This window comes from Intrasporangium sp. (assembly GCF_040414665.1).
Taxonomy (GTDB): domain Bacteria; phylum Actinomycetota; class Actinomycetes; order Actinomycetales; family Dermatophilaceae; genus Intrasporangium.
In genome coordinates, this window is sequence record NZ_JBEDUL010000001.1 from 1 (window position 1) to 24,857 (window position 24,857).

The window sequence follows — 24,857 nt, forward strand, 5'->3', positions numbered from 1 at the left end:
CGGCGACGCTGGCCGCCCGCGACGGCCGCGGGCTGGCCTGGCGCACCCTGACCGGACGCGACTACGTCACCTACCCCAAGTCGTGGACCGAGGCACTCGGTGACCCCGACGCCCCCGAGCACACCCCACCGACGCGCCGCGCCAACACGGCCCGGCAGGAACACCGCGACCGCGAAGCCAGCAAGGCGTACTGGAACGAACGCCACGGCTGGAACGACCCACCACCCTTCTGATCAGAGGCCTGGTGTCACCGCGCCGCAGTCGCGAGCTCCGGCTCGTCAACCTCCTTGGACACCGCGTTGTGGATGGGCGCCGAGAGCGGCTCGAAGCGGGAGGTGAAGAACCGGAGGGTGTGCGGCTCGTAAACGAACTGCAGGCCGCGAATCTCCTTGCGGCGCTCGTAGACCCTGATGACCGAGTCGGCGACGACGTCCATGTGCGAGTTCGTGTAGACCCGGCGCGGGATGGTGAGTCGGACCAGCTCGAGCTTCGGGTGGCGGTTGTTGCCCTTGGCGTCTCGTCCCGCCGACACGATGCCCCGCTCCATCGCGCGGACTCCCGAGTCGAGGAAGATCTCCGCAGCGAGCCTCTGCGCCGGGAGCTCGTCCTGTGACAGATGGCTGAGGAACGAGGCCGCATCGATGAACACGGCGTGGCCCCCGATCGGCTCGACGATCGGCACCCCGGCCTCCCGCAGGCGCTCGCCCAGGTAGCGCACCTGGCCGATCCGGTGGGTGAGGTAGTCGTCATCGAGCGCCTCACGCAGGCCGACCGCCATCGCGTCGAGGTCGCGGCCGGCCAGGCCTCCGTAGGTCGGCATGCCCTCGTAGACGACGACGAGCTCGCGGGCCTTGGTGAGGATGCGCTCGTCGCGCATCGCGAGGAAACCGCCGATGTTGACCAGGCAGTCCTTCTTGCCGGACATCGTGATGCCGTCGAAGTGGGACAGCATCTCCTTGGCGATCTCGGCGACGGGCCGGTGGGCGTAGCCGTCTTCGCGCTCCTTGATGAACCAGGCGTTCTCAGCGAGCCGGGTCGCGTCGGACCACATGATGATGCCGTGGCGGCTGCAGATCTCGCGGACGGCACGGAGATTGGCCATCGAAACGGGCTGCCCACCCGCCATGTTCACGGTGACAGCCACGTTGATGTAGGCGATGTTGTCGGCACCGACCTCGTCGATCAGTGCTTGAAGCTTGTCGAGATCGACGTTTCCCTTGAACGGATGGCGCGAGCCCGGGTCATGGGCCTCGTCGATGATGACGTCGTGGAACGTCCCGCCGGCGAGCTCCTGGTGGACCCGCGTGGTCGTGAAGTACATGTTGCCCGGGACGTGCTGCCCCGGAGCGATGAGGATCTGGGAAATGAGGTGCTCGGCCCCGCGACCCTGGTGAGTTGGGCAGACGTAGGGAAAGCCGTAGTTCTCACGCACCGACTCGAGGAGGTGCTCGAAGGATCGCGCGCCCGCGTAGGCCTCGTCGCCCAGCATCAGGGCGCTCCATTGTCGGTCACTCATGGCCGACGTGCCGGAGTCAGTGAGCAGGTCGATGTAGACATCGTCGCTGCGCAGCAGGAACGTGTTGTAGCCCGCGGCCCGAATCGCGGCCTCACGGTGCTCACGAGTCGTCATCGTGATCGGCTCGACCATCTTGATCCGGTACGGCTCTGCAATGGCTGGCATGGCACCCTCTCTGCACGGGACCGGCATCGTCGCCAAGTCGTCTGCTTTCAGAGTGCTCTCACAGTGAATCAGTGCGCAAACGGTGCACCAACTCCTGTCCACACTGCCCATCATGTGCAGTCAAACCCGATTTTGACGGAGCAAAGTGTCCAATGCGCTCCGGGGCCGATCAGGGCAGGAGTGCCTTGTCACGGGCGATCGCAGCCGCCTCCGTGCGTCCGGAGGCGCCGAGCTTGGCGAGCAGGTTGGACACGTGGACGCTGACCGTCTTGGTGCTGATGTAGAGCTGCTTGCCGATCTGGCCGTTCGACAGGCCGCGGGCGACCAGGGCGAGGACCTCCAGCTCACGAGGAGTCAGCTCGACGGCCGCCCCGCGTGCCGCAGGGTGCGGCAACACAGCGTCGAGCTCTACCAGGAGCGGCCGAGCGCGAAGTCTCCCAGCCACCTCACGGGCAGCATCGGCGACCAGCCGCGACTCAGCGTCGGACCCTGCCGCATGAAGAGCAGCGGCCAGCCGGGCTCGAGACCGGGCCGCCTCGAAGATGTGACCGAGCCGGTCGAACCCCTCGACCGCCGCCCGCCAGGCGCGCACCATGTCGTCAGCTGGAGGAGGGGCTTCGTGGCCAAGTGTCCACGCCAGGCGAAGCCGCTCCGCCTCGAGCCGCTTGGCCCAGGCCCACGTCTCGGTGCTCGAGTCACGGAGCACGTCGAGGTCCGTCGGATCCCAGTCCGCGCCCTTGGCCTTGCGCACCTCCTTGGCTATGAGTTGGGAGGCGCGGGCGCCCAAGTCCTCCACCGTCTGAACGGCGCGCGTCCGCAGGTCGGCCTCGGCCGCCGGAGCGAGCGCAGCCACCTGTCCGGCCAGGAGTGCCGCCATGCGCACGCTGGCGTGGTACTTGACCCACACCTTGTCGAGTGCCTTCGCCGCATCGCACGTGATCTCGAGCGTCCCTGCCAGGTCACCCGAGTCGCCCAAGAGGTCGATCCCCGGCATGACGGAGAGGACGATGATCATCCCGTCGACGTACCACCATTCACGCAGTGCGGAGAGGCGACTGGGTGGCACGGGCTCGCCCCGACCGATCGGGACGGCGAGACCGGCCGCCTCGAAGAGCGCACGTGCCGGTTGGGGAGTCAGCTTGGACGCCAAGCCCAGTCGGCCCGCCACGGAGTCCCACTCGCCCAGCTCATACGCGGTCAGGCCGCTGAGCAGGCGGCAGTCGAGTCCCCACGGCGCCCACTCCAGGTGGAGGCGGTGTGCGATCCGGGTCCCTTCGTCATAGTGCTCCAGAGCCGCGCGCAAGTCCCCCCGACGGTGCGCCACCGCAGCCAGCTGGTGCGCGAGGCGCAGCTGGATCGGGTTGTCCGTGCCAGCGACGTCGTCGAGCAGGCCGCGCAGGTACGCCTCGACGGCATCGAGGTCCTGCTGTGCCTCGATGACCCGCGTCAGGATGGTGCGGATCTCGAGGAGTGAGTCGCTCATCCCCAGGTTCCCAGCCATCGCAATGACCTCGTCGCCGGTGCGGACCGCGGCGACGAACGCGCCCTCGTCGACGAGCTGCTGCGCGTGGGCGATGAGGACCAGGACCCGTCGAGGCGTCTCGTCGGGAGGCAGCAGGTCCACGGCCTGGGTGGTCAGGCCGAGCCCGTCGACCGGGAGATCGAGCATGCGAGACAGGGTGGCGTAGCGGGCGAGGAGCTCGGCCCTCATCTCCGGTCGCTGCCGCGGCCCCGGGTGGTCGATGCTGTCCTTGAGGAGCCGGACCGCGCGGAGGGTGTCGCCAGCCGCCGTGGCCGCCTCAGCCGCACGAATGCCGACTTCGTCACGCTCGGGATCATGGTCCTCGAGCCAGCTCAGCGCCTGCTCGAGGTGGAAGAGGGCATCCTGGGGCCCGCCCATCCCTATCGCCGACTCGGCGGCCGCCCGACTTGCGGCCACCGCGGCAGGCAGGTCGCCACTCGCGGCCGCGTGGCGCGCCAGTTCCGAGGCGGGACCGAGCTGTGGGCACTCAGCGAGCACAGCGGCATACGACTTGTGGAGCCGTAGACGCTCACCCGGGAGCAACGCCTCGGCAGCGGTCTCGCCGAGGAGGGCGTGGCGGAAGGTGTACGCGGGCGGCCACTTCGTCTCGAGGACGTGGTGCTCAACGGCTTGGGCGATGGCGGCCTCAAGCTCGGCCTCGGGCAGCCCCATGACCCTGTCCAGGAGCTCGTGACCGATGTATCGGCCACCCTTGAGCGAGACCGCGCGGACGACGGCTTGGGCCGTCTCGTCGAGTCGCTCGATGCGCGCGCGCAGGACCCGACCCAGTCCACCGCTGATCTGCTGACCGGCCACGGCGCTGGCGGCCAGTTCCTCGGCGAAGAACGGGTTGCCCTCGGCGCGCTGGGTGATCTCGCGGAGGGTGCGCGCATCACTGGGGATGCCCTCGATGCTGACGACGATCTCGTCCACGGCTGCGTCGGGCAGCGGCGCCAGGCTGACGTGGGTCACGTGCGGGATCCGGTCCCACACGGCAAGCGTCTCGTGCAGCGGGTGCTTGCGGTGGAGGTCGTCCGACCGGTAGCTCGCGACCAGGCTGACCGGGGTCGTGAATGCTCGGGTCAGCAGGAGCGTGAGCAGGTCACGAGACGAATGGTCGGCCCAGTGCACGTCCTCGATGACGATGAGCGTCGGACGGTCAGCGCCGAGTGCCGTGAGGAGCGCATGGACCGACTCGGCGACGAGGCCCGGGTTGGCCTCTTTCGCCGAGTCGGTGATGCCCGCGGTGTCGCCGTCCCTGCGTGGGAGGAGCCGGGCCAGGCTCGGATGGGTGCCGAGAACCTGGGTGACGACATCGGGCGCCATGCTGTCGAGCAAGCCGATGAGCTCTACGAAAGGGAGGTACGCAAGAGCACTGCCGGCCTGCCCGACACAGTGGCCGGTGACGGTGAGCCATCCGGCCTGGTCCGCGTCGGACGTCAGCTGCAGGAGAAGACGTGACTTGCCGATGCCGGCGTCACCGGACAGGACAGCGACGCCACCGCGGGAGCCGTCGGGCGAGTCGACGAGCCCGATAGCTCCCGCGAGGCGGGCCAGGTCCGAGTCGCGGCCGACCATCGCGCCGGTTGTGAACGGCATACGCCGAATTATCCGGGATGGGTCTGACAGCGTCTCGTGGGGTCCGGGGACCGTGGAGGTAGTGGCGGCGGCGGTCACGGAGTCTCTCTGCAGGGTCACGGGCGAACCGGTCCAGGTGCGGGGGCGGGTGGCCCGGGTCAGTGAGCCCGGGCCGGCCTCGCCAGCCGTGGCGCCTCGCTCGTGCGGCGGCGGTGGGCCCGCTCCGCGATCCGAAGCGACGCGTCGGTCCGCTGACGCCAGCCCCTGCGCCGAGGCGAGCCATAGCGGGCCTCGATCTCGGCCTTCAGGAACTCCGGCGTCATCAGGGTGATTGACGTGGTCATGATCGTTTCCCTCTGTCTTGTCGTCCTGTTGTGCTGACTCCTCAAGCGTCGGCTCATGAGGTAGGCGGCCACATCGGACGTCATCCCTATCTCGCGGGAACGCATGACGAGGCCGCTACCTCAGACGGGTGGCGCACAGGACTCCGCACTACCTCAGAGGCCACTCAGACTCGTCTCAGACGTCCCGTCCTCGGGAACGGCGGTTGCATTTAGGTAAGGCTTACCTATTCAATGGCGCCCGTGACTGTGACGGCCGACGCGCCCCCCAACGCGCTCTGCAGGCTGCCTTGGCTGGTGGATCTCGCCGCCCGTGGCTCGATGCGGGCGATCGTCACCCCGGAGGTGACCCTGACGTACTCCGACCTGGCCGGGCGCGTCGCGGCCACGGCGGCCGCCCTCGCGGGCACCCGCCGGCTGGTGCTCGTCGAAGGCGCCAATCGCCTCGACAGCCTCGTCGGCTACCTCGGCGCCCTCCTCGGCGGTCACGTGGTCCTTCTCGTCCCGAGCGGGAGCGAGCCGGCGCGCGAGACGATGCGAGCGGCATACGACCCGGATGTCGTCGTTGCCGCTGACGGCAGGGTCACGCTGCTGCGCGAAGGCTCCGCGCACGACCTGCATCCCGACCTTGCGCTCCTGCTCAGCACGAGCGGATCCACGGGCTCACCCAAGCTCGTCCGCCTGTCCTGGGAGAACCTTGCCGCCAACGCGGACCAGATCGCCACCTTCTTGGGCATCGGCGAATCAGATTGCGCCGCAACCACCTTGCCGCTCCACTACTGCTACGGGCTGTCCGTGGTCCACAGCCACCTGAGCCGCGGTGCGAGCATCGCCCTGACGGATCTGTCGGTCGTCGACGAGTGCTTCTGGACGCTGTTCCGGGAGGCGGGTGCAACGACCTTGGCTGGAGTGCCCTACACGTTCGAGCTGCTGGAGCGCATCGGATTCGCGTCGATGGACCTGCCCCGGCTGCGCTATGTCACGCAGGCGGGCGGACGGCTCGAGCCCGAACGGGTGCGCCACTGGGCTTCCGTGGGACAGGCCCGCGGCTGGGACCTCTTCGTCATGTATGGCCAGACGGAGGGGACTGCGAGGATGGCCTACCTGCCGCCAGCACTCGCCCTCGAGCACCCGGCGAGCATCGGGGTGCCGGTCCCGGGCGGAGCATTCGAGGTCGTCGACGGCGAGCTCGTCTACTCGGGTCCCAACGTCATGCTCGGATACGCGGAGACTCCGGCTGACCTGGCACTCGGCCGCACGGTCGACCATCTGCTGACCGGCGATCTGGGCCGACTGACCGAGGCGGGCCTCTATGAGGTCACGGGTCGGCGGAGCCGCTTCACCAAGGTGCTGGGGCACCGGATCGACCTGGACCGCGTCGAGTCGACCCTGCGGGCCGCCGGCCATGACGCCCGCTGCGCCGGTCGGGAGGGCCTCCTCGCCGTGGCCGTGTGTGAGCCGAAGGGCCGCTCGGTGGACCACGGGGCCGTGCGCCGGCTCGCGAGCCGCCTGTCCGGGGCGCCCGCCGCTGTCATCCAGGTGGTCGGTGTCCGAGAGCACGCCCGGCTCCACAACGGGAAGACGGACCACGCTGCCATCCTCCGTCTCGTCGACCAGCTCGCGGACGCGGGCCTGCCGCCGGAGTCGGGCCGGGTCGCGACCGTGGCGCAGACCTACGCGGCAGCGCTGGGTCGGACAGACGTCGAGGACGGCTCGACCTTCGTCTCATTGGGTGGCGACTCACTGTCGTACGTCGAGGTGTCGATCCGCCTCGAGGGCCTGGTCGGGACCCTTCCCGCCTCGTGGCACCTCACCCCGGTCGCCGAACTCCAAAGGCTCGTCGACAAGGCCATGGAGGAGCCGCGCCCGGTCGAGGGTGATGGCGTGCCGCGGCTGCGGCGTCGGACCATCGAGACGAATGTGTGGTTGCGGGCCCTGGCGATCGTCCTCATCGTCGGCACGCATGCAGAGCTCTTCTCCCTCCAGGGCACCGCCCACGCCCTGCTCGTGCTCGTGGGCTTCAACGCGGTTCGCTTCGCCCTCGCCTCCGAGAAGGCCCGCGAAAGGGTGGGGTCCTTGGCGCGAGGGGCCGCGCGGGTCGTGCTGCCGACGCTGGCTGTCATCGTCCCTGCCCACCTCATCTGGGGCCACTACGAGCCGCGCAACCTGGCCCTCGCCAACTGGCTGCTCGGCGAGGAGCGGCTCGGACCCCCATGGCGGTTCTGGTTCATCGAGGCCCTCGTGGTCGCCCTCGTCGTGACGATCGCCCTCGTCGCGCTGCCCGCCTTCGCCCGCGCCGAGAAGCGCTGGCCGTTCGCCGTCCCGCTCCTCTTGACCGCTGCGGCCTTCACCCTGCGACTCGACCTCTACCCGCTGCCGGGGCCGCGGATGCAGGGGTCCGCCCTGGTCGTCCTCTTCCTCTTCTTCCTCGGCTGGTCGATCGCGCGTGCCGGGACACGCCGCCAGCATTGGATCGTCACGGTGGTGGCTGCGGCAACGGTCGGCACCTTCTCGGGCAACCCAGCACGCGACCTGCTCTCGCTGGCCTTCGTCCTGCTGCTCATCTGGAAGCCGGTGTCCCGGATCCCAGCAGCACTCGTCCCGCTCGTCCACGTCCTCGCCGCGAGCTCGCTCTACATCTATGTCATCCACTGGCAGGTGCTCGAGCACCTCTGGGGCTCTCCAGTCCCGGCCTTCACGGCGTCGGTCGCCGTGGGCGTCGGCTACTGGTGGCTGTGGAGCAAGGGGGCGCCGGCGGGTTGGCGAGCGCTGCGACGGGCGGTGGGACTCGCTCCCCGCTGCGCCGCCATCCAACCTGGGCGGTTCCCGGAACTCGTTGGCTGACGGGACCTAGGACTCTTTCCGGCCGCTGGTCCGTGCGGGACTCTGACCGGTGGGGCACCACGGCCCGGGCTGCGCTGGCCGCCACCGGACAGGGGCCCCGGGAAGGAGTAGGACGATGCCGAGAATCGCTGGCGAGATCATGATCGACGCGCCCGTCGACGAGATCTTCGACCTGGTCGCCGACGAGCGGAACGAGCCGAAGTACAACCCGCGGATACTCCGTGCCGAGAAGGTGACAGAGGGGCCGCTCGGGCCGGGTTCCCGTTTTGTTGCCGAGCCGAAGAGCATGGGCGCCAAGGGTGCCATGACCTTGGAGGTGCTGGAGTACGAGCGGCCCCACCGTCTGCACAACCTCGTGCGCTCGTCGTACCTCCAGGTTGACGGCACCGTCACCCTCGAGGAGGTTGCGGACGCCACACGGCTCACCTGGGACTGGGACATGGACCTGGTGGGCCCGTTGCGCCTGCTCACTCCACTGCTCGCGGCCATCGGTCCGCGCTGGGAACGACGGAACTGGGTGGGCCTGAAGGACTATGTCGAGGCGGGGAGGGACTGAGCGATCAGCCGGGAGCCTCGCCACTGAGGCCCCGGTGGGCCTGAAACACACAGTCGGTCAGGGTCCAACGGGCGCGCAGTCTTCGCCGCTCCCGAATCCCGTTCACTCGATGGGCGTGGAGCGCGGGCGAGGCTTCTTCCGGGTGAGCAGCACCCCGGCGATACAGAGAGCGCCGCCCACGAACGTCAGGGCCGCGGGGATCTCCCCGAGCAGCACCCACGCGATCAGGGTTGCAATGAACGGAACGAGGAAGGTCGTCAGAGTCAGCCTCCCGGCGTCGCTTCGGGCGAGTGCGAAGGCCCACAGCGAGAAGGCGACCGCAGTCGGGAACACTCCGAGGTAGGCGATCCACAGCAGCGAGCTGACCTCGGCCTCGCGCACGACGGTGACCAGCTCGCCAGACCAGGGCAGCAGGCTGACGACACCGATGATGCAGGCCAGGAAGTTGACCTCAGGCCCGGGGAGGCGCCGGAGCAGTGGCTTCTGCGCGAGCACGCCCACGCCGTACGTCACCGCAGCCAGGACGGCCAGCCAGACGCCGACGCGGTCGCCTGTGCCGCCGCCACCGAAGCCGCGGGCGATGATCGCGACGCCACCGAAGCCGACGACCATCCCGACGATGAGCCAAGGAGTCATGCGCTCGCCGAGGAACACCGTGGCGAGCACCGCGACGATGATCGGCCCGATCTGGACGAGCAGGGCGGCCGTCCCGGCATCGATGCGCCGCTCGGCGTCGTTGAGGGCGAGGTTGTAGATCCCGAACCAGGCCACCCCGCAGAGCAGGAGCAGGGCCCAGTCTGACCGCCGCGGCCACGTCGGCCTGCGCCGGAGGACCAGGATCCCGAGCGCCACGGAGGCGACGAGCAGTCGTCCCAGGGAGAGCGCGCCGGGCGGCACGTCCTGGCCGAGGTGACGGATCGCGACGAAGGCAGAGGCCCAGAGCACGAGGGTCACCGCCATGGCACCGAGCACGAGCCATCGTGAGGTGGTCTGCATGCTCGGTGCCGGCTGCAGGTTGGCCGGTCGCGAGGCCAGGGTCTCGGTCGAGCTCGAGGGGTCGGACATGGTCACGACACGACGGTAGGCAATGGACGCCTCGGTGTCCGCCGAGTATTGCGCCCCGGGCGGTGCGTGTGGGCGGACGAGCGGAGCTGCGCGGGTGTGGTGGCAGACGTGGGGATCGCGGCGAGCTCTGCGTCCCGACGTGCCTCGTCACGGTCGGACCGACGGTCCTCACCGGGGCGCCAACGCGGGCCGCCGGCGGAGCGACGATGCCGGATCTCGAGGGCGATGAAGAGGAGGGCGATGAACAGGAGCGGAGTGAAGGAGTTCATGGCAGAAATAATGCGCGCGATTCATTGCCGCCACGAGTGGCAGAACTGTCGATGTCCGTTTATTTTCTGCCAAACCTGTGCCACACTGGAACACATGCTTCGCACTGTCGCCGTCCTCGTGGAGGAGCCCGTCGCACCGTTCGAGCTCGCCGTCCTGTGCGAGGTCTTCGGGATCGACCGGACCGAGGACGGCGTGCCGCCCTTCGACTTCCGGGTGTGTGCCGTGGACCCGACCCGGGTGCTCGCCACGAAGACCGGGATGGGAATCGTTGCCACCCACCCGCTCGAGGCGGCCAGAGACGCGGATCTCATCGCCATTCCGGGTGGCTCGGTGAACGGGCCGTTCCGGCCGGAGGCGCTGGAGATCCTCCGGGATGCCGTGGATCGGGGGGCCCGCGTGCTGTCGGTCTGCAGCGGTGCCTTCTGGCTCGGCGAGGCCGGCCTGCTCGACGGGCGCGAGTGCGGGACCCACTGGAGATACGCGGAGCTGCTCGGGCAGCGCTTCCCGCAGGCCCGGGTCGATGACAACGCGATCTACGTGGAGGACGGTCCAGTCCTCACCAGCGCGGGGACGGCGGCAGGGATCGACGCCTGTCTCTACCTGGTCGCTCAGGAGCTGGGCACGGACGTGGCCAACCGCATCGCACGCCGCATGGTGGTGCCTCCCCACCGCGCGGGCGGCCAGCGCCAGTACGTCGAGACCCCCGTGCCGGCCGAGCCCTCCGACAGCCTGCAGGACGTGCTCGACTGGCTGTCCGAGCACCTCGACGAGGAGCACTCGGTCCCGAGCCTCGCCGCGCGAGCGAACATGTCCGAGCGCACCTTCGCGCGCCGGTTCGGCCAAGAGGTCGGCACGACGCCGCACAAGTGGCTCACCGCGCAGCGCATCCGACGGGCCCGGCACCTGCTCGAGACGACGGGCCTTGACGTCGAGGCGATTGCCCACGCCTGCGGGTTCGCGACGGCGGCCGTCCTGCGCAGCCATTTCCAGAAGGAGCTCGGACTGCCCCCGCTGCAGTACCGCAAGACCTTCGCCGGCGCGGGGGCCCGCTCCCCGGAACCCGCTCTGCGTTGACAGGCGACACTCGGGGACGATCGCGGCGTCTACGGAAGTATTCGACTACTGCTAGATGACCGTAGAAGCCGTCATCGATGACGGTTGCGCCGATGGATCGCAGCGCTGAGCACCGTCGCGAAGCCACACCAGACCACGTAGGGCACGAGCGCGCGACCTGCCGCCCGGTTCACCGACACCGTCCGTCGCACCACATCCGCCCCGCTGGCCGTGAGCAGTCCGGACTCCAGTGCTGCCCCGCCGGGGGTCCGTCTCCGCCAGAAGACCACGCTCCACCCGGTGTTGAGCGCGAGGTTGAGCGCGAGGGCCCCGAGATACCGGCGGCGGGCAGCTGGTGAACCGTCCATTCCTGCAGCGGAGCTCCGGTCCATTGCCGTGAGGGCCGCTGCGGCGCTGCCCGCGATGTCGGCGTAGAGCAGGGTCCAGACGATCGGGAAGGCCACCTTCGGCGGTTGCCACGGCGGCAGGTCGAGGCCGCGATACCACTGTGAGTCCGGCTTGGTCGCAAGGGATCCCACGATGGCGCTCGCCGCGACGGCAGCGCCCGTGAGGGCCAGGTTGCGAAGCGCGGTGTCCGGTGCTGCACCGTCCATCGCCCCTCGGACCGCCTCGTCGAAGCCGGTGAGACCGCCTGGCACCTCGACGAGGCCGAGCAGGTCCGACTCCTTGGTGACCACCTCGTGGACGAGACTGCCGACGAGCGGCTTCGCGACACCGCCGCCGATGGGGGTGACCAGCCCTACCCAGTGGCTCGCGAGCCGGGGCGTCAGCACGGGCACCGTCACGACAAGCCGCCGCCGCAGCCCGGTCACGGAGGCGAACCGCTGGATCATCTCCCGGTAGGTCAGCACCTCAGGCCCGCCGATGTCGAAGGTCCGGTTCACATCCGAAGGCAGCTCGGCTGCTCCGACGAGCAGCGTCATCACGTCGTCGACGGCGATCGGCTGGATCCGGTTGTCGAGCCACTTCGGCGCGACCATGGCGGGCAGCCGGGTCGTCAGGTGGCGCAGCATGTCGAAGGACGCCGAGCCGTCACCGACCACCACAGCGGCCTGCAGCACGGCGGTCGGCACACCGGACGCGAGCAGGATGCGGCCGACCTCCACCCGCGAGGCCAGGTGCGGAGACAGCTCCTCGTCGTCAGGATGCAGACCGCCCAGGTAGACGAGGCGACGGACGCCCTGCTCCCGAGCCACGTCACCGAATGCCGTAGCCGCCTCCCGGTCGCGTTCGGCGAAGCCCGGGCGGTCGTCCATGGAGTGGACGAGGTAAAACGCAGTCCGTATGCCGCTGAGTGCCCTTCGGAGGTCCGCGCGGTCCGCGACGTCCCCCACGACGACCTCGACCTCGTCGGCCCATGGCCGGTCGTCGAGCGATCCGGGCCGGCGGGTCAGCGCCCGGACCCGCCACCCCGCGGCGAGGAGCCGGGGCACCAGCTGCCCCCCGATGTAGCCGGAGGCGCCGGTGACGAGAGCCACTCGGTCCCCGGACGTGCCGGCCGGTGAAGTGCTTTGGGCTGTGCGCGTGTTGGTCGGGCTCATGGATCTCACCTCACGAGGTCGAGGACTGGTGGCAGGAGCAGGAGCATCCCGGTCGACCAGGTGATGTGGGTGATGACCGGGCCGAGGATGCCGCCGGTGACGCGTCGCTGGAGGACGGTGACGAGGCCGACCACGGCTGCGGCGAGCACGAGCAGCGGCACGCCGCTGCCCACAGTGGTCAGCGCGTACAGGAAGGTCGTGACGCCAACCGCGTGTCTCGGCAGCGCCGCGTAGAGGGCACCGCGGAAGTAGAGCTCCTCCGCGACGCCGTTCAGGACGGTGATGGCGAGGACGACGGGCAGCGAGCCGAAGCGGGCGTGGTCGAGCAGGTCGTCCACCGGTTCGCGAAGCCCGGGCAGGCGAGCGACGACGAGCGCGCCGGCGAGGAACACGGCGAGCAGCAGCAGTCCCAGTGCGAGCGACTGGATGACGGGGCGCTCGGGGGTCGTGCCCCTCCTCGTGTGACCTCGGCCCAGGGACAGCGGGCCGGAGAGGACAGCGCCGACACCCCAGACGGCGGCGAGGGCAAGCGTTGCGGCGTAGAAGAGGGGGTCGCCTGGACGGATCCGCAGGGCCCAGGCCAGCACGACCGCGCCGACGACCAGGGTGAGGGCGACGACGATCCGCCGCCGGACCCGGGCGCGCGGGGGATCGGCCACCGGAGCGGAGACGGGTCTGACGAGGGCGGCATCGAGGAAGGCACGTAGCTCGGCCACGGGGCCACGCATCGGCTCACCTCCTGACCTGCCGGTAGCGGGCCAGCGCTTCCCTGCGCTCGTCGTCGTGGTCGACGACCCGCCTCGGATATCCATGGTCATACCCGTTCGGTTGGGACCACGGCTCGTGGACTGCCGCCCCGGGCACGTGGCCCAGCTCTGGCACCCACCGGCGCACGTAGTCGCCCAGGGGATCGAATCGGCGCGCCTGTCGGACCGGGCTGAAGACCCGGAAGTACGGGGCGGCGTCGGTACCGGTGCCGGCCACCCACTGCCAGCCGTGGTTGTTCGAGGCGATGTCGCCGTCGAGGAGGTGGTCGAGGAAGTGGCGAGCCCCGATCGGCCACCAGACGTGGAGGTCCTTGGTGAGGAAGCTCGCCGTGACCATCCGCAGCCGGTTGTGCATCCAGCCCTCGGCGAGCAGCTGCCGCATGCCGGCGTCCACGATGGGGTAGCCGGTTCGTCCCTGTCGCCACGCCTCGACGAGGCGGTCGGTCTCCGGGCCTGCGTCGTAGGGCAGGTGCGTCAGCTCCGGGCGCAGGTCGCGCCATGCCGAGTCCGGACGGTGCCACAGCACGTCGGCGTAGAACTCCCGCCAGGCCAGCTCGCTGACGAAGCGCGCCGCGCCGCTCGTCCTGTCCTCCGGGTGTGAGGCAATGTCGGCGAGGATGGTCCGCGGATGGATCTCGCCGTACTTCAACGGGATCGACAGGCGGCTGGTGGCATCGAGGTCTGGGCGGTCCCGGTCGTGGTCATAGCGTCCGAGTCGCCCGTCCGCGAGGAAGTCGATCCACTGCTGCCTCGCCGCCAGCTCGCCGGCGCCGCCGCCATAGGCATCGACGGCCGGGACGCCAGCACGTGCGACCGGACCGACGTCCCCGTCGAACCAGGAGATACGGCGTGGTGGTGGAACCGGCGGGGGCGAGCCGTGGGCACCCCAGGCCCGGGCGAACGGGGTGAAGACGCGGTAGGGCTCACCACTCTGCGTGACCACGAGACCGGGCTCAGCGGCATACGGCGTGCCCGTTGGGATGAGGCGACGGCCGTCGCGGCCGAGCGCCGCGCCGACAGCAGCGTCTCGCCGTCGCCCGAAGGGCGTCGTCTCGCGGGTGACGTGGACGGTGTCCGCACCGACCTCGCGGGCGAGGCCCGGGATCACGTCGACGGGGTCCCCGGCCCGCACGACGAGGCGACCGTCGAGGGAGTCCGCGAGCGCGCGGACGGACGCCAAGAGGCGGCGAGCGCGCGGCCGCTCCGGCGTGAGGAGCCGAGGGTCGAGCACGAACACCGGCAGCACCGAGGTCCCCGCCTCGGCGGCCGCGACCAGGGCGGGGTGGTCGGAGATCCGCAGGTCGCGCCGGAACCACAGGAGCGAGACGGTCACGCCTTGGCACCCCGTGTGGTGATCGCGGTCCACAGCCGCCCGGGCACGAGTCGGGCCAGACCCATCGCAACCGCCATCCGGCGGGGGAACACGATGTTCTCGTCCCCGCGCTCGAGGCCGTCCGCGATGGTCCGGCCAGCCTCGTCCGCGTCGATGATGAAGGGCATGGGGAACTCGTTCGACGACGTCATCTCGGTGCGCACGAAACCCGGTGCGACCGTCGTGACGCGGATGCCCTTGGGCGACAGTGACGCTCGCATCGCCTCGAGGAGGTTGAGCTGGGCAGCCTTGGTCGCACCGTAGGCCTCCGACCCAGCGAGCCCCCGATAGCCGGCGACCGAGGCGATGCCGACGACGTGGCCGCCGCCCTGGCTCACGAGGCCGGGCACGACTGCAGCGAGCACGTTGTTGAGCCCGAGGAGGTTGACCTCGACGTGTCGGGCGAAGGTCTCCCGGTCCCACACCGCCGCGTCGAACTGCTTCCAGTAGCCGGCGCTGAAGACGACGGTGTCGAGGCCGCCCAGACGATCGCGGACGGCTGCTGCTGCATCGCCGACGGCCTCCGCGTCGGTGACGTCGACCGGAAACGTGGTCATGGTTCCATCGGCGATGTCCTCGAGCTGTGTCGCACGGCGTCCGCTGATCGCCACCTTCGCTCCGCGCCGGACGAGCTCGCGCGCGAGCTCCGCGCCGATCCCGGAGGAGCCGCCGACGACCCAGACCTTCTGACCGGGCAGCCGCGAGCTCATGCTGTCCGCTCGAGACGGAGCTGGGCCACGTCGAGGTAGCCGGAGGCGAAGCCCGCCTCGCAGTAGGCCAGGTAGAACTCCCACTTGCGCCGGAAGGTCTCGTCGAAGCCGAGGCGCTCCACCTCCGGCCAGGCCCGGAGGAAGGTCGCGCGCCAGCGGTGCAGCGTCTCGGCGTAGTCCTGGCCGAAGGTGTGCACGCGGGTCACCCGCAGGCCGGTCTCCCGCCCGGTGACCGCGCTCAGGGCCTGCAGGCTCGGGATGAGGCCACCGGGGAAGATGTGCTTCTGGATCCAGCCGTACGAGCGCCGGGTGACGAGATAGCGGTCGTGGGACATGAGGATCGCCTGGATGGCCACGGTGCCGCCCGGGGCCAGCAGGCGGTCGAGGGTGCGGAAGTACGTCGGCCAGTACTCCTCGCCGACCGCCTCGATCATCTCCACCGAGACGATCGCGTCGAAGCTGCCCCGGGCCTCGCGGTAGTCCTCGAGCCGGATGTCAACCCTGGCGGCCACGCCCGCCGCCTCCACGCGTCGCTGGGCCAGCGCCGCCTGCTCGCGCGAGAGCGTCAAGGTGGTGACCTGGGCACCCCGCTTCGCGGCCTCGATGGCGAGCGTGCCCCAGCCCGTGCCGATTTCGAGGACCCGGCTGCCCTCCTGGACCCGCGCCTCGTCGAGGATGGCGTGTACCTTGCGCAGCTGTGCGTCCTCGAGCGACTGTCCCTCGACCGGGCTGGTGGGGTCGAAGAGGGCCGAGCTGTAGGTCAGCGTCTGGTCGAGGAAGGCGGCGAAGAGGTCGTTCGACAGGTCGTAGTGGGCCTCGATGTTGCGGCGGGAGCCGGTCACGGTGTTGCGCTGCTCCCGCGGAATGGCGCGGTCGACGACCTGACGGAGGGCGAGCCAGGCTCGGGGGATCGCCGTCGTCAGCCGTTCGGCGAAGGGTCGCAGCGCGTCGGCGAGGTCGGTGCCGGGCGCGGCGCGCCAGTCGCCCGCCATGTAGCCCTCGCCGATCCCGATCTTCGGGTGGTGCGCGAGCCGCTCGAAGAACGCATCAGGGTTCCTCAGCTCAACCGTTGGCCGTATGCCGCTGGGCTCGCTCGGGCGCACGGCCATTCCTCCCAGCCGGGACCCGTCGGGAAGGACCACGTCGACCGGCACTCGTGCGAGGACCTGCTCGAGGATGGTGCGGGCCAGCTTGGCGCGCAGGCGAATCGGGGCCAGGGTCGGGGTGAGTGGTTGCGGCAGGATCGTCGTCATCGGACGGCCTCCTCGAAGTGTCGTGGCCGGGGCACGAGGGGCAGGCGCCTCATCCACAGTCGCACACCGTGGAGCCGGATGAGGGCGGTGACCCGGTGGGTCATGGACAGGTGTCGGGCAGCGGTGGAGAGCAGCGTCCGACCTGAGGCAGGGGTCGGCGTCCCCGTCAGCGCGGCGTCGAGGACGGTCTCGCCGTCTCGCCGGAGCCGGACGCTCACGGCCACCCGCCGCTCGTCGAGGACGAGGCGCACCTGGTACTCGCCCGAGACGTCGTTGAACGGTGACACGTAGAACGCCTTGTCGATCCGGGCGCGTCCCGTGTCATCCGCCTCGACGAGGTAGGCGTGCCGTCCCCCGTAGGTGTTGTGCACCTCGAGTACTGCTGCGACGAGCCGGCGGTCAGGGGCGAGGCACCAGAAGACGGTCAGCGGGTCGAAGACGTGTCCCAGCGAGCGGGCGTGGGCCAGCATGAGGACCGTGGTGCCGGGAGGGAGCACCCGCCCGTGCCGGGCGAGGAACCGGTCCAGGTCGCCACGGATCCCACCGCCCTCCAGGCCGCCGTCGAGGTGGTCTGCCGGGTCGAAGCGGGCCAGGAGGGAGAGCGGCCAGCGCATTCGCGGCAGGTCATCCACGTCGACGAGCCACTGATAGTGGCGATACCGGAAGCGGTGCAGCACCGGAGTGCGGCGGGTGTGCGACACCTGCCCCTCGACGAGACTCGGGACGGGCGGCGGGGCGACGAGCAGGCTCACCAGCGTGCTCCGAAGGACTCGGCGGCCTCGACACCGGAGCGGCAGCCGTCCTCGTGGAAGCCCCAGCCGAGATGGGCTCCGGCGAACGAGAGCCGATCCCCGCCGGCCGAGCGAAGCCGGGCTGCCGCGGCGACGGCGGCGCCGGTGAAGATCGGGTGCTCGTAGGACAGCTGGGCGCTGACCCTGGCCGGGTCGACGAGGCCGACGGGATCGAGGGTGACGACGTGGTCGTCACTGTCCTGCAGGCCTTGCAGTCGGTTCATCCAGTAGCTGACGGTCACCTGTGGGCTCGCGGCTTCGCACGAGCGCATCCGGTAGTTCCAGGAAGCCCGCGCCCGTCGGGCCTGCGGGAGGACCGCCGAGTCACGGTGCAGCCACACCGTGTTGCGCGAGTACTCGATCGCGCCGAGGTCCTCCTTCTCCGCTGGCGTGGCGTCCGCGAGCAGGTCGAGAGCCTGGTTGGCGTGGGTGGCCACCACGACCCGGTCGAAGCGCTCCGGCGCGGCATCGCCGACCCGAATGTCGACGCCGTCGTCATGGCGCTCGACGGCGGTCACCGGGGCGGAGCGTCGCACGTCGGGAAGGCGGCTGACGAGGCGGTCGACGTAGGTGGCGGAACCTCCGACGACCGTGCGCCACTGCGGGGACCCGGTGACGGTGAGCATGCCGTGGTGGTCGAGGAACCGGAAGAGGTGGCGTGCCGGATAGGTCTGCGCATCGAGGTCCCCGCACGACCAGACGCAGGACACGAGGGGGATGGCGAAGTGGCGGATGAAGTAGGTGGAGAACCCACCGTCGCGGAGGAACTCGCCCCAGGTCGGATCCGGTGACGGATCCGCCAGGAGCGCTCTGGCCGCCCGGTGGAAGCGCGGCACCTCGGTGAGCATCCGGGCAAAGCGGGGATCGGAGATGCGCCACGGTTGGGCCAGGATCCCGGAGACGCCGCGGCCGCCCGCGTAGGACAGGCCGCATCCCTCGCACGTGATGCTCATGCTCATCTCGGTGGGTCGGGTCTCGACGTCGAGCTCCCGGAACAGTCGCAGCAGGTGGGGGTAGGTGCGCTCGTTGTGGACGATGAACCCGGTGTCGATGCGCAGTCGCTCGTGCGATCCGGCGCGGGGAAGGGTGTGGGTGTGCGCGTGGCCCCCGACCCGGTGGTCCGCCTCGAAGAGCGTGACGGAATGGCTGCGGGCGAGGACGTGGGCCGCGGTGAGCCCCGCGACGCCGGATCCGATGACCCCGACCGTGGGCTGTCTGGACTCCTTCATGATTGCGACTGTATAGTGTTTGTATAAGGATTGTCAAAGGTTAACTGAAGGAGAATCATGCACTTCGTTCGTCAGCTCACCGTCCCGGCGCCGTCCGACCGGGTCTTCGCCTACCTGTCCGACTTCACGACGACCACGGAGTGGGACCCCGCCACCGTCCGGACCAGCTGCATCTCCGGCTCAGGTGGGGTCGGCACCCGCTATCGGAACGTCTCGAGCTTTCTGGGGCGGGAAGCGACGGTCGACTACGTCGTCACCGAGCTCGATCCCGGCCGTCGGTTCGCGCTACGCGGGGAGAACGCCACCCTCGTTGCCCACGACGACATGAGGGTCCAGGACGAAGGCGTCGGGACGACGGTCACCTATACGGCCACGTTTGAGCTCAAGGGTTTCCGCAAGATCGCCACTCCGGTGGTGGCTCCGGCTCTGAAGCGGCTCGTCGATGGCGGCGCCGACGGGCTCCGTCGGGCACTGCAGAGGCTCTGAGCCCGCCGCCGCGGCTGGGCAGGACATAGACTGCACAAACCATGTACACCATCAAGAAGGCCGCGGAGCTGACCGGCATCAGCCTGTCCACCCTGCGCGCCTGGGAGCGTCGGTACGGCGTCGTCAGCCCCGCTCGGTCGGACGGCCGTTACCGGCTGTACTCCGACGCCGACCTGCGAGCGCTTGGGATCATGGCAAGCCTGGTCAACGAAGGGTGGTCGGCCCGGGAAGCCGCCGCCGAGACCAAGGCGCGCGTTTCCGGGCCGGTGTCCCGGCCGACGGCGGAGCCCCAGGCCGAGGTGGCCGAGCCGCGCGCGCTGCCCGGACTCGACCGGCTCATCGACGCGGTCCAACGGCTCGACCCGGCCGCGGCGTCGGACGTGCTCGATGACGCCTTCGCGCGCGCCGGCTTCGAGCGGGTCGTCGACGACTGGCTCATGCCCGCGCTCGTCGGAATCGGCGACGCCTGGGCCGACGGGCGCATCTCCGTCGCGGGAGAGCACCTGCTCAGCTACACCGTGCAGCGTCGTCTCGCGGCGGCCTACGAGGCCGCCGGAGGCAGGGCCAACGGCCCGGTCGTGATGCTCGGGCTACCGACGGGTGCCCGGCACGAGCTCGGCATCCTCGCGTTCGCCGTGGCGGCGCGTCGCGCCGGCTTCACAACGGCCTACGTCGGCGCGGACCTGCCGCATGACGACTGGGAGCTGGCGGTGCGCGTCAGGGACGCCGCCGCGGTCGTGCTCGCCGTCCCGCGGCCGGCCGACGTCGCGCCCGCCCGACAGCTCAGCGAACGCCTCCGCGCCAGCCGACCCGAGCTCGTCGTCTTCGTCGGCGGCTGCTACCAGGACGAGGTCGCGGGGGATGCCCTGCCACTCGGGCACGGCATCGCCGCCGCGGTCGAGCGCATGGAGTCGCACCTGGCCTCGGCAACACCCCGGCGCCAGGGCTAGACGACGAGTGCCGTCACCCGCCGTGTGTTCGGTGGCCGGCGTGGCTCGAAGCGTAGAGCGGTAGGCGAAACAGCATGACCGCCAGCATGGCCACGCATGCCACGGTACAGACGGCCGGGAGAAGGGCGCGGCTCGAGATGAGGCCCTGCCAGTAGGCGAGGATCAACACGATGCCGGACGCCACCGACGACGCCGCCATCTCCAGGGTCGGCCGCCAGCCCATCCCGCGGAAGCGCATCCACGCGACCATCGCCCCTGCGAGGAGGCAGGCAATGGCGAGCGCGGACAGCGCCGGCTGTTCCTGACGCAGGTCGGACACCCCGAGCGCCGCCGCCGCACCAAAGAAGGCGGCGACCAGCAACCCTCCCCCGATGCACATGACGGCGCACATCTCGATGAAATGGAACCCGAAGCGGCCCATCCCCCGTGCTGCTCCCGGGAGCGCATCGCGGTGGGAGGCCTGGCCCGGTGACCTGATCTGATGTTCTGTTCGCATGGCAAACCTCCGAGCGTGAGTCCTTAGCGCCACTATCCGCGCGGGCGCCCTGACGGCAAGGGACGAAGGTCCCGCGTTGCACGACCGGCGAAGCCAGCCCGCGTGTCAGGGCACCGGCTAGATCGCCCAGCCCAGCGGCATACGGTCGATGTCCACGACGGGTCGACGGCTGGAGACCCGGGCGCACCCGGCCGACAGCGCCTGTGGTGCGCGGGTCATCGACCCGTCGGGATCGTGGGACCCACGCGCGTGAGGGCTCGTTGCGTTGGATCCGTACTCGTCCACCGCTGGGCGGGCGTCCTGGGGGACCGGCGGCTCGACGCTGGCATCGCGTCCTGCCGTCCAGGTCCGGGAGGGAGGAAGGTCGAGGGGGCAGTGGCACTCACGCATCATCGTCACCTCAGGGGGCCGATCCGAGAGCCGCTTCAAGCGTGACGAAGCCGTAGCCGCGATGCCGCAGCCCATCGATGATCTGGGGGAGCGCGTCGGCGTCGAGCGTCGAGTGGTCCTGCGGGTGGGCACCGACGTGCATGAGCACGATCTGCCCGGGAGTCGCGGTCTTGAGGACCCGGTTCACGACGGTGCTGACCGACTGGCCCTCCGAGGTGCCCTTCCAGCCGAGGGTGTCGACGGTCCATCGGAACGGCACGTAGCACTCTGAATTGACGATCCCGATCGTGTGGGCGTTGACGGCGCCGAACGGGAACCGGAAGTACGGCCGCGGGTCCTGTCCCGTGACGGCCTCGATCCGGCTCTCGGCGGTCTTGATCTCCGTGCGGGTGCGGCCGTCCGACAGGGTGGTGAGATCGGGGTGGTGGTACGTGTGGTTGCCGATCGGGTACTTCGCCAGGGCGCGCGCACTCGACGGGAAGTCGTCGACGAAGTCCCCAGTGACGAAGAAGGTTGCCGGCACGCCCTTGGTGGCCAGCGTGGTGAGGATCGACTCGACTCCGTCGTTGCTGGCACCGGCATCGAACGTCAGGGCGACCACCTTGCGGTCGGTGGGCACCGTCGTCAGGTCACGGCCGAGCAGGCGCTTGGGTACCGAACAAGCCAAGGGTGGCGCCGTCGCCGTCGACGCCGTGGCTGGCGGAAGGTGCGGCGCCGTGGTCGTCGTGGGTGACGGGGGTTCGGCGTCGTGGTCGTGGTGCTGCTGGGCGCCGAGCTCGGAGCAGGGGCCGCCGGGTCGGGGGCCTCACGGCCGCACGCTGGCAGGAAGAGGACGACGCCCACAGCCGCTGCGGAAAGCCAGCGGGTCCTGGGTCGACGGGTGGTCCTCATGACGCCTTCTTCCTTTGCCCCCAGTCCACTCCCTGGCGCCTTCGTCGGCAGCGACGTGTGGCCGAACCCACGAGTCTGCTGCGTCACACCCGGGCTCGGAGGTACGTTCGGCAGGTGACCGAGGGACGCAATGCTCGGCGGGCTCAGTGGGCTCGGTTCGCACCCGGGGTGGGCGTGCTCCTGTCCTATGACCGCGCTTGGCTGCGCGGCGACGTCTTCGCGGGCATCACCGTCTCGGCGTACCTCATCCCGCAGGTGATGGCGTACGCCGAGGTGGCCGGCCTGCCCGCCATCACCGGACTCTGGGCCTCCGCTCCGGCGCTCGTCGTCTACGCCCTGCTCGGCTCGTCGCGGCAGCTCTCGGTGGGTCCCGAGTCGACGACCGCCCTCATGACCGCGGCCGGTGTCGGCGCCATCGCGGGAGCGGCGGGCGGTCCTCACGCCGAGCTGGCCGCCCTGCTCGCCCTGGCTGTCGGCGTCATCTGCGTGCTCGCCTGGCTCGCCCGCCTCGGGTTCCTCGCCGAGCTGCTGTCCAAGCCCGTGCTCGTCGGCTACATGGCCGGCATCGCGGCGCTCATGATCGTGAGCCAGCTCAGCAAGATCACCGGCATCGAGGTGGAGGGCGGGTCCTTCTTCGAGGAGCTCTGGGACACGGTGACGCGTCTGGACGAGCTGCACTGGCCGACCTTTGCCCTGGCGATGGCCGTCCTCGCTGCGTTGCTCGCCATGGGCCGGTGGGCGAAACGGTGGCCCGGGCCGCTCATCGCCATGCTTGGCGCGGCGGCCGTCGTTCAGGTCTTCGGGCTCGCGGACCAGGGCGTCGCAGTGGTGGGCGAGGTCCCCCAGGGGTTGCCCCCGTTCAGCGTGCCCCGGCTCGACGGCGTCGAGATCCTGACCCTGCTACCGGCCGCCGTGGGCGTCGCTGCCGTGGGGTACAGCGACAACGTGCTCACGGGCCGAGCGTTCGCGCTGAAGCGTCGCGAGACCATCGACAGCAACCAGGAGTTCGTTGCCCTCGGCGCCGCCAACATCGCCTCGAGCCTGGCCTCGGGGTTCCCGGTCAGCTCGAGCGGCAGCCGTACCGTCCTTGCCGATGCCATGGGTGCGCGCACGCAGCTGCACTCCCTCGTGTCGGTCGTCCTCATCGTCGCGACGATGCTGTGGCTCGGCCCCATCCTGGCCACCTTCCCCACCGCAGCCCTCGGCGGCGTCGTCGTCTACGCGGCGCTGCGACTCGTCGACGTCGCGGAGCTGCGCCGGATCATGGCCTTCCGGCGCAGCGAGCTCGTCCTGTCGCTGGCGACGACCGCCGCAGTCCTCGTCCTCGGGGTCCTGCCAGGCATCGGTGTCGCCGTCGGCCTCTCCGTCCTCGACCTGCTGCGCCGGATCGTGCACCCGCACGACGGTGTGCTGGGGTACGTCCACAACGTTGCCGGGATGCATGACATCGACGACTACTCCAACGCCGTGCAGGTGCCGGGGCTCGTCGTCTACCGCTACGACTCGCCGCTGTTCTTCGCCAACTCGCACGACTTCGCGAAGCGCGCTCTCCAGGCGGTGGCTGACGCGCAACAGGTCGGGCCCGTGGAGTGGCTCCTGATCAACGCCGAGGCGAACACCGAGGTCGACCTCACGGCTGTGGACGCGCTCGACACCTTGCGGATCACGTTGGAGGAGGAAGGAATCGGCTTCGCCATGGCGCGCGTGAAGCAGGACATGCGCGACTCGCTCGATGCCGCTGGCTTCGTCGACAAGGTCGGCACGGAACTCATCTTCCCGACCCTGCCGACCGCAGTCGCCGCCTACGCCACGTGGTACGAGCGCACGTACGGACGACCGATCGAGGGTTTCCAGGTGCCGCCAGTCCCTCCGTTGCCTGACCTCTCGGATCGTCGGAAGGACCGAGGGCCGGATGCTGGCTAACCTTCCCGGGCCACAGCGATGCCGTATGCCGCTGGGCTGGCTCCTCATCGAGTGTGCACTCCGCGCCCCCACACCTTCTCGTCGAGTGTGCACTTCGCGCCGTAGCAGCGTCGGCACGGACTGCACACTCGACGAAGAAGGGCCATCGCTGGGAGTGAGCGGGCGGGGGAATCGAGCCCAGCGTCATACGGGCTGGCGCTGGTCCTCGAGGAGGGCCGTCAGGGTCCGGTGCGCGAGGCGCGACATCGGAGGGTTCGTGACCCGGTAGTACGGCAGGCAACCGCTCGCCTGAGCCAGCGCCCACGCCTTCCCGCGGTCCCACTCCTCGTCCCCGACCGCAAGTGCCTCGCGAAATGCCCGCCGGGCGCTGGGGGCGGCGAGGAGGTTCCAGGCCGGCTGCAGATCGAGGGCTGGGTCGGCGGGGCCCGAGAGGCCCACGTCGATGACTGCCGACAGGCGACCGTCCTGCACGAGGAGGTTGTCAGGCATGAGGTCGCCGTGCGTCCACACGTCGGGCGCTCCCTCCCGAGCCGTGCGAACCAACCGCGACCAGAGCGCCTCGACCTCGGCCACGTCGATGAGCCCGTGCGACTGACCGAGCCAGCGCCTCACGCCGGCGTCATGGTCGGTGAGCCGGCCGCCGCGGGCGTCGCCCGAGAACACCCTGCCCTCGGTGTCGATCTCCCGCAGTGCGCGCACCACACCGGCCAGCTGCTCGGCGAACGGAATGGAGTCCGCCACCTCGACCTGCGAGGCCGGCAGCCCCGGCAACCATCGGTAGACCGCCCACGGCAGGGGGTAGCCGTGGCCCGGGTCGCCGATCGACACGGGCTCCGGCGAGAGCACCGGTAGCCGGCCGAGGAGCCGCCGCGCGTTGTCTGCCTCGTCAGCGAGCTCGGCCCATACCGCGCCAGGGTCGTCGCCCCGCATCGGGAAGCGCAGAACGAGGTGGTCACCCAGCCGATAGAGCACGTTGACGGTGCCGTTCGAGGGCACGCGTGACAGTCTCGCGCCGCGCAGATCCGGCAGTTGGTCGGCAACGAGCGCAGCCACCATGGCGTCGGCCAGCTCGAGCTGGTCCTCGTGAAGTCGCACGCTGTCACCCTTCCCGCTCCCGCTCAACGGTG

21 protein-coding genes and 1 pseudogene are annotated in these 24,857 nt (G+C 70.2%); 7 read left to right on the forward strand and 15 right to left on the reverse strand.

All coding sequences use genetic code 11. The features are described 5' to 3' along the window. Positions 1-233, forward strand: a pseudogene (locus ABF401_RS00005) (HNH endonuclease signature motif containing protein); the annotation flags it as partial. 14 nt (positions 234-247) lie between these two features. Here the strand turns inward: ABF401_RS00005 and ABF401_RS00010 are convergent. The 3 genes from ABF401_RS00010 to ABF401_RS00020 form a co-directional block, all read right to left on the reverse strand. Further along, positions 248-1,681: a tyrosine phenol-lyase gene (locus ABF401_RS00010; RefSeq protein ID WP_353507463.1), complete on the reverse strand. Its 1,434-nt coding sequence runs from the start codon at positions 1,679-1,681 to the stop codon at positions 248-250. Between the two features lie 169 nt (positions 1,682-1,850). Continuing rightward, entirely contained in the window at positions 1,851-4,802 is a 2,952-nt protein-coding gene (locus tag ABF401_RS00015; RefSeq protein WP_353507464.1) for a helix-turn-helix transcriptional regulator, read from the reverse strand. Positions 4,803-4,939: 137 nt separating this feature from the next. Further along, positions 4,940-5,125 carry a hypothetical protein gene (locus tag ABF401_RS00020; protein WP_353507465.1) on the reverse strand — a complete coding sequence of 62 codons (186 nt, stop codon included), beginning with the start codon at positions 5,123-5,125 and terminating at the stop codon, positions 4,940-4,942. Positions 5,126-5,356: 231 nt separating this feature from the next. Here ABF401_RS00020 and ABF401_RS00025 point away from each other — a divergent pair, with 231 nt between their 5' ends. Together ABF401_RS00025 and ABF401_RS00030 are read left to right on the forward strand one after the other, a co-directional pair. Continuing rightward, on the forward strand, positions 5,357-7,966 hold the full coding sequence (locus ABF401_RS00025) for an AMP-binding protein (protein ID WP_502908172.1): 2,610 nt from the start codon (positions 5,357-5,359) through the stop codon (positions 7,964-7,966). 115 nt (positions 7,967-8,081) lie between these two features. Beyond that, entirely contained in the window at positions 8,082-8,522 is a 441-nt protein-coding gene (locus tag ABF401_RS00030; RefSeq protein WP_353507467.1) for an SRPBCC family protein, read from the forward strand. Between the two features lie 102 nt (positions 8,523-8,624). Here the strand turns inward: ABF401_RS00030 and ABF401_RS00035 are convergent, their stop codons facing one another. Together ABF401_RS00035 and ABF401_RS00040 are read right to left on the reverse strand one after the other, a co-directional pair. Further along, positions 8,625-9,587, reverse strand: a complete 963-nt coding sequence (locus tag ABF401_RS00035) for a DMT family transporter (protein ID WP_353507494.1) — start codon at positions 9,585-9,587, stop codon at positions 8,625-8,627. Between the two features lie 2 nt (positions 9,588-9,589). Then, the gene (locus tag ABF401_RS00040) at positions 9,590-9,856 is read right to left on the reverse strand and encodes a hypothetical protein (RefSeq protein WP_353507468.1); all 267 of its coding nucleotides are present in this window, start codon (positions 9,854-9,856) and stop codon (positions 9,590-9,592) included. 94 nt (positions 9,857-9,950) lie between these two features. On the opposite strand from ABF401_RS00040, the gene ABF401_RS00045 reads away from it, so the two are divergent. After that, a complete protein-coding gene (locus ABF401_RS00045; RefSeq protein WP_353507469.1) occupies positions 9,951-10,931 on the forward strand; it encodes a GlxA family transcriptional regulator in 981 nt (326 codons plus the stop codon). 71 nt (positions 10,932-11,002) lie between these two features. On the opposite strand, the gene ABF401_RS00050 is transcribed toward ABF401_RS00045, so the two are convergent. The 7 genes from ABF401_RS00050 to ABF401_RS00080 are packed head-to-tail and all read right to left on the reverse strand — an operon-like array spanning position 11,003 to position 18,594. Next, entirely contained in the window at positions 11,003-12,472 is a 1,470-nt protein-coding gene (locus ABF401_RS00050; RefSeq protein ID WP_353507470.1) for a tryptophan-rich sensory protein, read from the reverse strand. Positions 12,473-12,477: 5 nt separating this feature from the next. Beyond that, positions 12,478-13,200, reverse strand: coding sequence for a CPBP family intramembrane glutamic endopeptidase (locus ABF401_RS00055; protein ID WP_353507471.1), 723 nt, complete (start codon positions 13,198-13,200; stop codon positions 12,478-12,480). Positions 13,201-13,204: 4 nt separating this feature from the next. Further along, the gene (locus ABF401_RS00060; RefSeq protein ID WP_353507472.1) at positions 13,205-14,572 is read right to left on the reverse strand and encodes a cryptochrome/photolyase family protein; all 1,368 of its coding nucleotides are present in this window, start codon (positions 14,570-14,572) and stop codon (positions 13,205-13,207) included. Next, on the reverse strand, positions 14,569-15,321 hold the full coding sequence (locus ABF401_RS00065; RefSeq protein ID WP_353507473.1) for an SDR family NAD(P)-dependent oxidoreductase: 753 nt from the start codon (positions 15,319-15,321) through the stop codon (positions 14,569-14,571). Before ABF401_RS00065 ends, ABF401_RS00060 begins: the two co-directional genes overlap by 4 nt. Beyond that, positions 15,318-16,574, reverse strand: coding sequence for a class I SAM-dependent methyltransferase (locus ABF401_RS00070; protein WP_353507474.1), 1,257 nt, complete (start codon positions 16,572-16,574; stop codon positions 15,318-15,320). The genes ABF401_RS00065 and ABF401_RS00070 overlap by 4 nt, the downstream gene beginning before the upstream one ends. Continuing rightward, entirely contained in the window at positions 16,571-17,326 is a 756-nt protein-coding gene (locus ABF401_RS00075; protein ID WP_353507475.1) for a DUF1365 domain-containing protein, read from the reverse strand. Before ABF401_RS00075 ends, ABF401_RS00070 begins: the two co-directional genes overlap by 4 nt. Then, complete coding sequence (locus ABF401_RS00080) at positions 17,323-18,594, reverse strand: NAD(P)/FAD-dependent oxidoreductase (RefSeq protein ID WP_353507476.1); 1,272 nt, start codon at positions 18,592-18,594, stop codon at positions 17,323-17,325. The genes ABF401_RS00075 and ABF401_RS00080 overlap by 4 nt, the downstream gene beginning before the upstream one ends. A 57-nt stretch (positions 18,595-18,651) precedes the next feature. On the opposite strand from ABF401_RS00080, the gene ABF401_RS00085 reads away from it, so the two are divergent. Next, the gene (locus tag ABF401_RS00085) at positions 18,652-19,080 is read left to right on the forward strand and encodes an SRPBCC family protein (RefSeq protein WP_353507477.1); all 429 of its coding nucleotides are present in this window, start codon (positions 18,652-18,654) and stop codon (positions 19,078-19,080) included. A gap of 41 nt (positions 19,081-19,121) precedes the next feature. After that, positions 19,122-20,030, forward strand: a complete 909-nt coding sequence (locus tag ABF401_RS00090; protein ID WP_353507478.1) for a MerR family transcriptional regulator — start codon at positions 19,122-19,124, stop codon at positions 20,028-20,030. A gap of 13 nt (positions 20,031-20,043) precedes the next feature. Here ABF401_RS00090 and ABF401_RS00095 read toward each other — a convergent pair whose 3' ends face one another. Continuing rightward, positions 20,044-20,451: a hypothetical protein gene (locus ABF401_RS00095; protein WP_353507479.1), complete on the reverse strand. Its 408-nt coding sequence runs from the start codon at positions 20,449-20,451 to the stop codon at positions 20,044-20,046. Between the two features lie 475 nt (positions 20,452-20,926). Next, positions 20,927-21,583, reverse strand: coding sequence for a polysaccharide deacetylase family protein (locus tag ABF401_RS00100; protein ID WP_353507480.1), 657 nt, complete (start codon positions 21,581-21,583; stop codon positions 20,927-20,929). Positions 21,584-21,921: 338 nt separating this feature from the next. Here ABF401_RS00100 and ABF401_RS00105 point away from each other — a divergent pair, with 338 nt between their 5' ends. Continuing rightward, positions 21,922-23,730 (forward strand): SulP family inorganic anion transporter, encoded by a 1,809-nt coding sequence (locus ABF401_RS00105; RefSeq protein ID WP_353507481.1) that lies wholly within the window; start codon positions 21,922-21,924, stop codon positions 23,728-23,730. A gap of 183 nt (positions 23,731-23,913) precedes the next feature. On the opposite strand, the gene ABF401_RS00110 is transcribed toward ABF401_RS00105, so the two are convergent. Further along, positions 23,914-24,825: an aminoglycoside phosphotransferase family protein gene (locus ABF401_RS00110; protein WP_353507482.1), complete on the reverse strand. Its 912-nt coding sequence runs from the start codon at positions 24,823-24,825 to the stop codon at positions 23,914-23,916. Positions 24,826-24,857: the final 32 nt, after the last annotated feature.

What these genes read in the sequence shown, in the direction of transcription:
- ABF401_RS00070 (WP_353507474.1), bottom strand. Translation starts at nt 16,574, where the DNA reads ATGACGACGATCCTGCCGCAACCACTCACCCCGACCCTGGCCCCGATT.
- ABF401_RS00010 (WP_353507463.1), bottom strand. Translation starts at nt 1,681, where the DNA reads ATGCCAGCCATTGCAGAGCCGTACCGGATCAAGATGGTCGAGCCGATC.
- ABF401_RS00035 (WP_353507494.1), bottom strand. Translation starts at nt 9,587, where the DNA reads ATGTCCGACCCCTCGAGCTCGACCGAGACCCTGGCCTCGCGACCGGCC.
- ABF401_RS00095 (WP_353507479.1), bottom strand. Translation starts at nt 20,451, where the DNA reads ATGGGCCGCTTCGGGTTCCATTTCATCGAGATGTGCGCCGTCATGTGC.
- ABF401_RS00020 (WP_353507465.1), bottom strand. Translation starts at nt 5,125, where the DNA reads ATGACCACGTCAATCACCCTGATGACGCCGGAGTTCCTGAAGGCCGAG.
- ABF401_RS00050 (WP_353507470.1), bottom strand. Translation starts at nt 12,472, where the DNA reads ATGAGCCCGACCAACACGCGCACAGCCCAAAGCACTTCACCGGCCGGC.
- ABF401_RS00015 (WP_353507464.1), bottom strand. Translation starts at nt 4,802, where the DNA reads ATGCCGTTCACAACCGGCGCGATGGTCGGCCGCGACTCGGACCTGGCC.
- ABF401_RS00090 (WP_353507478.1), top strand. Translation starts at nt 19,122, where the DNA reads ATGTACACCATCAAGAAGGCCGCGGAGCTGACCGGCATCAGCCTGTCC.
- ABF401_RS00030 (WP_353507467.1), top strand. Translation starts at nt 8,082, where the DNA reads ATGCCGAGAATCGCTGGCGAGATCATGATCGACGCGCCCGTCGACGAG.
- ABF401_RS00040 (WP_353507468.1), bottom strand. Translation starts at nt 9,856, where the DNA reads ATGAACTCCTTCACTCCGCTCCTGTTCATCGCCCTCCTCTTCATCGCC.
- ABF401_RS00025 (WP_502908172.1), top strand. Translation starts at nt 5,357, where the DNA reads ATGGCGCCCGTGACTGTGACGGCCGACGCGCCCCCCAACGCGCTCTGC.
- ABF401_RS00055 (WP_353507471.1), bottom strand. Translation starts at nt 13,200, where the DNA reads ATGCGTGGCCCCGTGGCCGAGCTACGTGCCTTCCTCGATGCCGCCCTC.
- ABF401_RS00065 (WP_353507473.1), bottom strand. Translation starts at nt 15,321, where the DNA reads ATGAGCTCGCGGCTGCCCGGTCAGAAGGTCTGGGTCGTCGGCGGCTCC.
- ABF401_RS00080 (WP_353507476.1), bottom strand. Translation starts at nt 18,594, where the DNA reads ATGAAGGAGTCCAGACAGCCCACGGTCGGGGTCATCGGATCCGGCGTC.
- ABF401_RS00085 (WP_353507477.1), top strand. Translation starts at nt 18,652, where the DNA reads ATGCACTTCGTTCGTCAGCTCACCGTCCCGGCGCCGTCCGACCGGGTC.
- ABF401_RS00045 (WP_353507469.1), top strand. Translation starts at nt 9,951, where the DNA reads ATGCTTCGCACTGTCGCCGTCCTCGTGGAGGAGCCCGTCGCACCGTTC.